This window comes from Bradyrhizobium sp. CCBAU 45384, assembly GCF_028128665.1.
In the GTDB taxonomy this organism is placed as follows: Bacteria; Pseudomonadota; Alphaproteobacteria; order Rhizobiales; family Xanthobacteraceae; genus Bradyrhizobium; species Bradyrhizobium manausense.
The window spans coordinates 35,635-44,791 of sequence record NZ_LBIZ01000083.1 but is presented as its reverse complement, the minus strand read 5'-3'; the positions used below and the strand labels follow the sequence as shown (position 1 = coordinate 44,791).

9 protein-coding genes are annotated in these 9,157 nt (G+C 64.4%); 8 read left to right on the top strand and 1 reads right to left on the bottom strand.

Going from position 1 to position 9,157, the window contains the following annotated elements:
• The first annotated feature begins 245 nt into the window (after positions 1-245).
• From XH80_RS05335 to XH80_RS05315, 5 genes are all read left to right on the top strand, one after another.
• Positions 246-1,073 carry a 3-keto-5-aminohexanoate cleavage protein gene (locus XH80_RS05335; protein WP_271597651.1) on the top strand — a complete coding sequence of 276 codons (828 nt, stop codon included), beginning with the start codon at positions 246-248 and terminating at the stop codon, positions 1,071-1,073.
• A gap of 135 nt (positions 1,074-1,208) precedes the next feature.
• Positions 1,209-2,414 carry an MFS transporter gene (locus XH80_RS05330; protein WP_271597650.1) on the top strand — a complete coding sequence of 402 codons (1,206 nt, stop codon included), beginning with the start codon at positions 1,209-1,211 and terminating at the stop codon, positions 2,412-2,414.
• Positions 2,415-2,598: 184 nt separating this feature from the next.
• Positions 2,599-3,828, top strand: a complete 1,230-nt coding sequence (locus tag XH80_RS05325; protein WP_271597649.1) for a CaiB/BaiF CoA transferase family protein — start codon at positions 2,599-2,601, stop codon at positions 3,826-3,828.
• Between the two features lie 157 nt (positions 3,829-3,985).
• Complete coding sequence (locus tag XH80_RS05320; RefSeq protein WP_128966853.1) at positions 3,986-4,201, top strand: hypothetical protein; 216 nt, start codon at positions 3,986-3,988, stop codon at positions 4,199-4,201.
• 90 nt (positions 4,202-4,291) lie between these two features.
• Positions 4,292-4,684, top strand: a complete 393-nt coding sequence (locus XH80_RS05315; protein ID WP_271597648.1) for a RidA family protein — start codon at positions 4,292-4,294, stop codon at positions 4,682-4,684.
• A gap of 1 nt (position 4,685) precedes the next feature.
• Here XH80_RS05315 and XH80_RS05310 read toward each other — a convergent pair whose 3' ends face one another.
• Positions 4,686-5,348, bottom strand: a complete 663-nt coding sequence (locus tag XH80_RS05310) for a TetR/AcrR family transcriptional regulator (RefSeq protein ID WP_271597647.1) — start codon at positions 5,346-5,348, stop codon at positions 4,686-4,688.
• A 324-nt stretch (positions 5,349-5,672) separates the two neighbouring features.
• Between XH80_RS05310 and XH80_RS05305 the strand changes: the two genes are divergently transcribed.
• The 3 genes from XH80_RS05305 (at position 5,673) to XH80_RS05295 (ending at position 9,111) form a co-directional block, all read left to right on the top strand.
• Entirely contained in the window at positions 5,673-6,908 is a 1,236-nt protein-coding gene (locus tag XH80_RS05305) for an acyl-CoA dehydrogenase family protein (protein WP_271597646.1), read from the top strand.
• 135 nt (positions 6,909-7,043) lie between these two features.
• The gene (locus XH80_RS05300; protein WP_271597654.1) at positions 7,044-8,102 is read left to right on the top strand and encodes a phosphotransferase family protein; all 1,059 of its coding nucleotides are present in this window, start codon (positions 7,044-7,046) and stop codon (positions 8,100-8,102) included.
• 382 nt (positions 8,103-8,484) lie between these two features.
• Positions 8,485-9,111, top strand: a complete 627-nt coding sequence (locus XH80_RS05295; protein ID WP_271597645.1) for a LysE family translocator — start codon at positions 8,485-8,487, stop codon at positions 9,109-9,111.
• The last annotated feature ends 46 nt before the right edge of the window (positions 9,112-9,157 follow it).

The window sequence follows — 9,157 nt, the reverse complement described above, 5'->3', positions numbered from 1 at the left end:
CACGGCCCGGGAAACCTACCGGGTCCGCATCGACGATCTCGGTAATCCCAAAGCCGTTCCGATCGCGCGGGCCGACTATGATCGGCAGCGGACGGAGGCAGCGACCGGTGCTGCCGCAGCTCGGACCTGACCGAGAGAGGCCGCGCCGCTGCGATCGATGGCGCTCGCAGCGGCGCAGCTTCACGGTATAGACTGACGGTCGATCGACTTGGTATGCGCGTGAGCGCTCATGATGAGGTTGCAGGATGAATCCCGCTGTTGTTGCCGTCGCCATCACCGGCTCTGTTCCGCGCAAGAAGGATAATCCCGCGGTGCCGATCCTGCCCGCCGAGCAGATCGAATCGACGCACCAGGCCTTCGAGGCCGGTGCTACGCTTGCCCATATTCATGTTCGCAACGACGATGAGACGCCGTCTTCAGACCCGGAGCGCTTCGCCCTGGTGCAGGAAGGCATCCGGAAGCATTGCCCAGGGATGATCGTGCAGTTCTCGACCGGCGGGCGTGGCCGCGATCCCTCGGCACGCGGGTCATCGCTCTATCTGAAGCCGGACATGGCCTCGCTGTCGACGGGGTCGGTGAACTTTCCGACCATTGTCTACGAGAACAGCGCCGCGCTGGTCGAGACTCTCGCCGCCGGCATGAAGGCAAATGGCGTTCGTCCTGAAATCGAGATCTTCGATCTGTCGCATCTGCATGGCGCACGACGCCTGATCGAGGCGGGGCTGATGGATGCGCGTCCGCATGTGCAATTCGTCATGGGCGTCAAGAACGCGATGCCGGCCGACGAGCACGTGCTCGACATCCTGCTGGCCGAGCTGCGTCGCCTGATCCCGAAGGCAACCTGGACCGCGGCCGGCATTGGCCGCCATCAGGCCGAGGTCATGGACTGGGCCCTTTCGCGCGGCGCCGATGCGGTTCGCACCGGGCTCGAGGACAATATCAGGGTCGACAAGACGCGCCTTGCCGCCAGCAATGCGGAGCTCGTGAGCATCGCCTGCGAGGCCTTGGCGCGCCATGGCCGCCGAGCCGCAACCGCAACAGAGGCGCGATCCTTGCTCGGGATCGTGCGGTAGGGGACGACCGTCCCGCACCTGACATGCTCCTGGCTGCCTTCTGCCATTCGGCGGCCGGCGTTCCCGTGTGCTGAGTCTCCCGGTAAGAGGGGCTCACAGGCGTGATCGGCGCCTGCCGGGCAGGCGACGACTGGAATGCGGTTCTTGAAATCTGACAGCAGGCTCATCGGGGTCCTGCTGGTGCTCGCAATCACCCAGCTCATTGCATGGGGTACGATCGGCCTTCCGGCCGTGGTCGGCCGCGACCTCGCGGCCGATCTCGGCATGAGCTTGCCGGCGGTGTTCGCGGGCAGCTCGGTGCTCTATGTCACCATGGGCCTGTGTGCGCCCTGGCTCGCCAAGGCGTTTGCGCGCCACGGCGCGCGCAAGGTGATGATGGTGGGCACTGTCGTCTCCGCGCCGGGCTACGTCGTTCTGTTTTTCGCGCGCGAGCCGATCCTGTATTTTGCCGGCTGGATCTTTCTCGGCATGGGCGGCAGCGCCACCTTGTCGACCGGCGCCTACATCATGCTGAACGAGATCGCGGGGCGGGGCGCCAAGAATGCCATCGGCGGGCTGATGCTGGTGACGGGTCTGTCCAGCAGCATCTTCTGGCCGACCACCTCGTTCCTCAGTGACCTGCTCGGCTGGCGCGGCACCTGTCTGGTCTTTGCAGCCATGCTGCTCGGCATCAATCTCCCTCTCTACGCGTTCGTCGCGCCGCGCCGCAAAATCGTGACTGACGAACATGCCGAGGCCGTGAAGGCGGTGCGGCGGCCTGCGATTCCAAGAAGCACTTTCGGCCTCGTCGCCTGCGTGATCACGATGAACGCCTTCGTCAATTTCGGCATCGGCGCCATCCTGATCGAGCTGTTGCGAGCGGAGGGCCTCGCGCCCGCCCAGGCGCTTGCATTCGGCTCGATGCTGGGCGTGATCCAGGTCAGCGCCCGCGGCCTCGACTTCCTCGGCGGCGGCCGCTGGGACGGCATCACCACCGGGCTGGTTGCCGGTACGGCGCTTCCCATCGCCATGGTGCTGCTGATGCTGAGCGAGGGCGCGACCTGGGCGGTCGCAACCTTCATCCTGCTCTATGGCGCCGGCAGTGGCGCGATGGGGGTGGCGCGGGCGACGATCCCGCTGGTCTTCTACGACCAGGCCGAGTTCGCCAAGGCGATGTCGATGATCGCATTGCCGCTCAATCTCGCCTCCGCGATCGCGCCGCCGCTGCTTGCCGGCCTGCTCACCCAGTTCGGCAGCCGCGGCGCGCTGGGCCTCACGCTGGTGATCTCCTGCGCGACAGTGCTGATCCTGGTCCTGCTCGGACGGCGTCGGCCGCGGCTGGCCGCAGCGGCCGCGACCTGAGGCGTTACTCGCAGCGCGGAATTCGTCGCAGCGGGGCTGCGTCCGCTGCCATGGCAGGGGATGGCCGTATGCCGCCAGTGCAGTGCTCAGGGCACCAAAATGGTGTATCCGCAGGGAGCGCGGCACGGCCTCTCGCCGCTGCGCCAAGATCAGCTTCAAGATCCAGTTCCCCGGAGGAAATCGCATGTCGGCCTTGCCGCTCTCAGGCATCAAGATCCTTGACCTCACGCGCGTCCTCGCCGGGCCCTTGTCGGCCCAGATGCTGGGCGATCTCGGCGCCGAGGTGATCAAGATCGAGCGGCCCGGCACCGGCGACGACGCCCGCGCCTTTGGCCCGCCTTACCTCGCCGACCCCGAGGGCAAGGCCAACAACAACAATTCGTTCTATCTCTGCGCCAACCGCAACAAGAAGTCGGTCACCGTCAACATCGCCAAGCCCGAGGGGCAGGCGATCATCCGCGAACTCGCCAAGGACGCCGACGTCTTCATGGAGAATTACAAGGTCGGCGATCTCAAGCGCTACGGCCTCGACTACGAGACGATCAAGGCGATCAACCCCAGGATCATCTATTGCTCGGTGACCGGCTTCGGCCAGACCGGCCCCTACGCGCCGCGTGCCGGTTACGACGCCATTCTGCAGGCGATGGGCGGCCTGATGAGCGTCACCGGCCATATCGACGGCGAGCCCGGCGAGGGCCCGATGAAGGTCGGTCCCTCCATCGTCGATTACATGACCGGCATGAACGCCTCGATCGGGATTCTCTCGGCGCTCTACCATCGCGACGCCAATGGCGGCGTCGGGCAGCATCTCGACGTCTGCCTGTTCGACACCGTGATCGCCTCGCTCAGCCACTGGCTGCAGATCTACCTCGTCAACGGCAAGATCCCGCCGCGCCGCGGCACCTGGGGCAATGGCGGCATGCCGGCCGGCGTATTCCGCTGCACCGACGGCGAGCTGATGGTGGTGGTCGGCAATGACGGCCAGTTCCAGCGCACCTGCGCCGTGCTCGGCGAGCCCGAGCTCGCGAGCGATCCGCGCTTCGTCAGGAACAACGACCGCGTCGTGCACGGCAAGGAGATCATGGCGATCTTCGCCGGCCTGTTCCTGAAAAAGCCGGTGGCCTATTGGCTGGACAAGCTCGAGGAGGCCGGCGTGCCGTCAGGCCCGATCAACAATTTCGAGCAGGTGTTTTCCGATCCGCACGTGCAGTCGCGCGGCATGCGGGTGAAGGTGGACCATCCCTTCCAGCCTGATCTGTCGCTGATCCGCAATGCACTGACCTTCGCCGGCACGCCGATCACCGACTACCGCGCTCCGCCGCTGCTCGGCGAGCACACAAAGGAGGTGCTCGGCGGCAAGCTCGGCTATGATGCCGGGAAGATCGACGAGCTGAAGAAGCAGGGGATCATCTAGCCCTGCGCATCATCTGGTGACCAAAGCATGACGATGGCGCGGCCTTATCTGAGGCTTGCGCGCAATCCCCAGATAAACCCGGTCCGTACTCGCACAGGCTTTCGTTTCGGCTCCGACTCAGATTCGATCTCATCACTGAGTTCGGGGAGACACGTGCATGTCCTACACGATCGGGTTCCAAGCGAAGGACCAGAAGGCAATTCTGGCGACTGAGGCGGCGACTGCCAATCAGGCGGTCGCGATCATTGCCGCACTGCGGCAAAGCGCCGAAGAGATCAAGTTCATCCGCTCGCCGCAGGAAGGCGACATGGGCATCGAGATGCTGCTGCTGCTCGCCAAGGAAGAGGCCGAGGAGATGCCGCAGCGGGGCTAGCCCCGCACCCACACTTCGATCAGAAGCGAAACATGCTGGCTGCAGAATAATGTAGTCAGCAAGCAGTCCCGCTTGAACCGAAGGTGGCCCATGAAACGCGAAGTGCTCCGTGTCGAACCGATCTCGTCCTTTCTCGATCGTGTGAAGGCGCCGACCTCGCCGGTGACGCGCGCCGGCAACATGGTCTTCGTTGCCGGCCTACCGCCGTTTCACCCGGAGACGGGCGAGATCGGCGGGATGGGAATCGAGCGCCAAAGCGAAATCGTCATGGAGCAGATGAAGCTGTGCCTTCAGACCGCCGGCGCCTCGCTCGACAATGTCATGAAGTGCAACGTCTACTGCACCTCGACCAGGCACTTCGCCACGTTCAACACGATCTATGCGCGCTATTTCCCTGAAGATCCGCCGGCTCGGATCTTCGTCGTAACGCCGGAATGGTTCGGTCCGTTCGACGTCGAGATCGACTGCATCGCCATGATGTGAACTAGCGAGCGGCGATCCGTGGCGCCGCCTTGCTCTCCGTTCGCCCCGCCGTCAGCGCCATCGTCGCGACGCTGACGACGCGCCCGACCACGTCCTCGACGTCGTCGAGATCGCACTGGCCTTCCGACAGTTTCGTCAGGCGCTCGCTCTCGCGGATGGTGTGATGCGCCATCGCCAGCGCGAAATTCAGGCCCCAATAGATATCGACGTCGCTGCGGTCGGGCAGGGACCTGCGCATCGCGCCCGCGAATTTGCGCAAATGGTCGATCTCGCGGTTCTTGATGCGACGGATCGGCGGCACTGACTCGATCGAGGCGCGGATCATGAAGCGCGCCGCGGTGGAGCGCTGGTTCTCGGGGCCCAGGCACCCGCGCAGTGTGGGACCGACCAGCGCGCGCAAGATCACCTCGATCGGCGCGCGGCCGCCGCCGGCTTCTTCCGCCGCCTTCAATTCGCGCAAGCGTTCGCGATTGGTTGCGATCGAGCGGGTGACAAATAATTCCGCGATCAGCTCGTCCTTCGAGCCGAAATGATAGTTCACCGCCGCGAGGTTGACGCCCGCCTCCGCGACGATGTCGCGCAGCGTGACGTCGCCAAAGCCGCGATCAGCATAGAGCCGTTCGGCGGCGGCGAGAATGGCAGACCTCGTATGATCGCTGGCCATGGTGAGAACCTCGTCATTCCGGGGCGCGACGCAGTCACGGACCCGGAATCTCGCGCCGCAGCTTCTGGATTCCGGGTTCGACGCTCCGCGTCGCCCCGGAATGACGAGCGGGGGCACGATGCGAGGGGAGTTGCATTTCAAACACTTGTATGAAACTATCGTTTGAAGGCCGGAGAAAGTCAATCCGCATGATGGAATTGTGCCGCACCAGGGTGCCGCCGGTTCCACGCCCCGCAATCCGCTGATGGCGCTTGCGGGCCGCGCACCGCGGGAGGACAGTCCGGCGCAAAACAGGCTTTCAAAGCGAGAGACGAGGAGCGTCCCATGGACTTCGATATGTCGCCCAAGCAGAAGGAATGGCTCGAGCGCGTGCAGTCCTTCATGGCCAAGCACGTGCGTCCGGCGGTGCCGATCTACGATCAGCAGGACAAGAGCGGCGACCGCTGGAAGGTGATTCCGATCCTTGAAGACCTCAAGAAGAAGGCGAAGGCCGAAGGCCTCTGGAACATGTTCCTGCCGCCGAGCGAGCATGAGGACGACGAATTCCGCGGCGCGGGATTGACCAATCTCGAATACGCGCTGCTCTCGGAAGAGATGGGCCGCATCACCTGGGCCTCGGAAGTGTTCAACTGCTCCGCGCCCGACACCGGCAACATGGAAGTCTTCATCCGCTACGGCTCCCGGGAGCAGAAGCGCAAATGGCTGCGTCCGCTGATGGACGGCGAGATCCGCTCGGCCTTCCTGATGACGGAACCGGCCGTGGCCTCGTCCGATGCCACCAACATCGAGACCCGCATCGAGAAGAACGGCGATCACTACGTCATCAACGGCCGCAAATGGTGGTCGTCAGGCGTCGGCGATCCCCGCTGCAAGATCGCGATCCTGATGGGCAAGACCGATTTCAGCGCCGCGAAGCATCAGCAGCAGTCGCAGATCCTGGTTCCGCTCGACACGCCAGGCATCAAGGTCGAGAAGATGCTGCCGGTGTTCGGCTTCGACGATGCGCCGCACGGTCACGCCCAGGTGCTGCTCGAGAACGTGCGGGTGCCGAAGGAGAACATCCTGCTCGGCGAGGGCCGCGGCTTCGAGATCGCGCAGGGCCGCCTCGGACCCGGCCGTATTCATCACTGCATGCGCACCATCGGCAAGGCCGAGGAAGCGCTGGAGAAGATGGTGAGGCGGCTCTCCTCGCGCACCGCCTTCGGCAAGAAGATCGTCGAGCACTCGGTGTGGGAGCAGCGCATCGGCGAGGCCCGCACCAACATCGAGATGACGCGTCTTCTGTGTCTGAAGGCTGCCGACATGATGGACAAGGTCGGCAACAAGACCGCGCAGGCGGAGATCGCCATGATCAAGGTCGCCGCGCCCAATATGGCGCTGAAGATCATCGACGAGGCGATCCAGGCGTTCGGCGGTGCCGGCGTCTCCGATGAGGCCGGCCTTGCCAAGGACTACGCCCACATCCGCACGCTGCGTCTCGCCGACGGTCCGGACGAAGTGCACAATCGCGCCATTGCAAGGTTGGAAGTTCGGAAGTATGCAAATTCTCCCAAGCACTAAGCGGGGGAGAACGCGGGATATTCCCAGCTCGTCATTCCGGGGCGATGCGTAGCATCGAACCCGGAATCTCGAGATTCCGGGTCTGGTCCTTCGGACCATCCCGGAATGACGAACAAACAAATGGGGAGCGTCACCGTGACTGACGGCGTCAGGAAAGACGAGGAGTTCTCGGGCACCAAGCCGGTCGAGGAGCGTCATCGCTTCGACGAGCTGAGGCTGGAGGCGTGGATGCGCGAGCACGTCGAAGGCTTTGAGGGCCCGCTCGTCGTGCTCCAGTTCAAGGGCGGCCAGTCCAATCCGACCTACCGGCTCAACACGCCCACGCGCTCCTACGTGATGCGCAGAAAGCCGTTCGGCAAATTGCTGCCGTCGGCACACGCCGTCGACCGCGAATATCGCGTCATCGCAGCCCTTGGAAAGCAGGGCTTCCCGGTCGCGCGCGCCTATGCGCTGTGCCAGGACGACGGCGTCATCGGCGCTGCCTTCTACATCATGTCGATGGAGGAGGGGCGCGTGTTCTGGGATCCGACGCTGCCGAGCCAGGACAAAGATGCGCGGCGAAAGATCTTCACCAGCAAGATCGAGACGCTGGCGAAGCTCCATATGTACGATCCGGTCGCGATCGGCCTCGGCGACTTCGGCAAGCCCGGTAACTACTTTGCGCGCCAGATCGACCGCTGGACCAAGCAGTATCGCGCGTCCGAGACCCAGCACATAGCGGAGTTCGAGAAGGTCGCCGAATGGCTGCCCAAGACCGTGCCGGAGCAAGCGCGCGTCTCGATCGTCCATGGCGATTATCGTCTCGACAACATGATTTTCCACGCGACGGAACCACGCGTGCAGGCGGTGCTCGACTGGGAACTGTCGACGCTCGGCGATCCCATGGCCGATTTCACCTATCTTTTGATGCAGTGGATCATGCCGGGCCTCGAGGGCGCCGACCTCAAGGCGCTCAACATCCCGAGCGTCGAGGAAGCCGCGCAGATCTATTGCAACGTCACCAGGATGACGGTGCCCGATCTGAACTGGTACTTCGCCTACAATCTGTTCCGCCTCGCCGGCATCACCCAGGGCATCGCCGGTCGCGTCCGCGACGGCACCGCCGCCAACGCCAAGGCGCTGGAGTCAGCCAAGCGCACCGTGCCGCTGTCGAAGGCATCGTGGGAATACGCGCAGAAGGCGGGCGCGGCGTAGGGACGAACGAGCGCGGCCGGTGGCCGCGCTTTTGTTTGGTGCGAATGCTGCTTCTACGTACACAGCGTCATTGCCCGCAAAAGCGGGCAATCCAGTACTCCGTGAAGGCGTGATTGAAGCGAGATGCCGCGGCGTACTGGATGCCCCGGTCAAGCCGGGGCATGACACCTGCGGTGGGGTAAGCTCGTTCCGCCGTCATTGCGAGCGCAGCGAAGCAATCCAGAATCTTTCCGCGGTTGCAGTCTGGATTGCTTCGCTGCGCTCGCAATGACGCTGAGGCAAATTGCGAGACGCCCTATCCGCACTGATGCGTAGGGCGGAATTGACACCCCGCCATCCCATCATATCTCCTCTTGTGCTGATCCGCTCCGGAGCCCGCCACATGATCGATCACGCCACTCTCATCACCTACGTCCTCATCGTTCTCGGCTTCGTCTTCATCCCGGGCCCGGCGACGCTGCTCACCATGGCGCGCGCCGCAAGCTCCGGCACAAAGGCCGGCATCGCGACCGGCGCCGGGATTGCCGCCGGTGACCTGATCCACACCAGCATGGCCATCGTCGGCCTCTCGGCGATCATCGCGACCTCGGCGCTGCTGTTCAGCGTGGTCAAATATGCGGGCGCGGCGTTCCTGATCTATCTCGGCATTCGCGCCATGCTCGACAGGGCGCCGATCGAGCTGAACGGCGGCGCGCCTGCGATCGGCGCGGGCCGCGCCTTTCGCCAGGCCGTGCTGACCGAGGTGCTCAACCCCAAGACCGCGCTGTTCTTCCTGGCCTTCCTGCCGCAATTCGTGCGGCCGGAGCACGGTTCGATCGGACTTCAGCTTGCGATCCTGGGCATCGTCTTCGTGCTGCTCGGCCTGGTCAGCACCGTGGTGTTCGCCCTCGGCGCCGGCCGGCTCGGCGATCTCCTGCGCCGCCACCCTGCCGTGGTGAAGTGGCAGGGCAAGGTGGTCGGGACCATCTACTGCGCCGTCGGCGTGCGGCTGGCGTTGCAGGAGCGATGAGGCGCAACGCTGACTCTGAGGCCGGACCCGTAGGGCGGATTAGCGC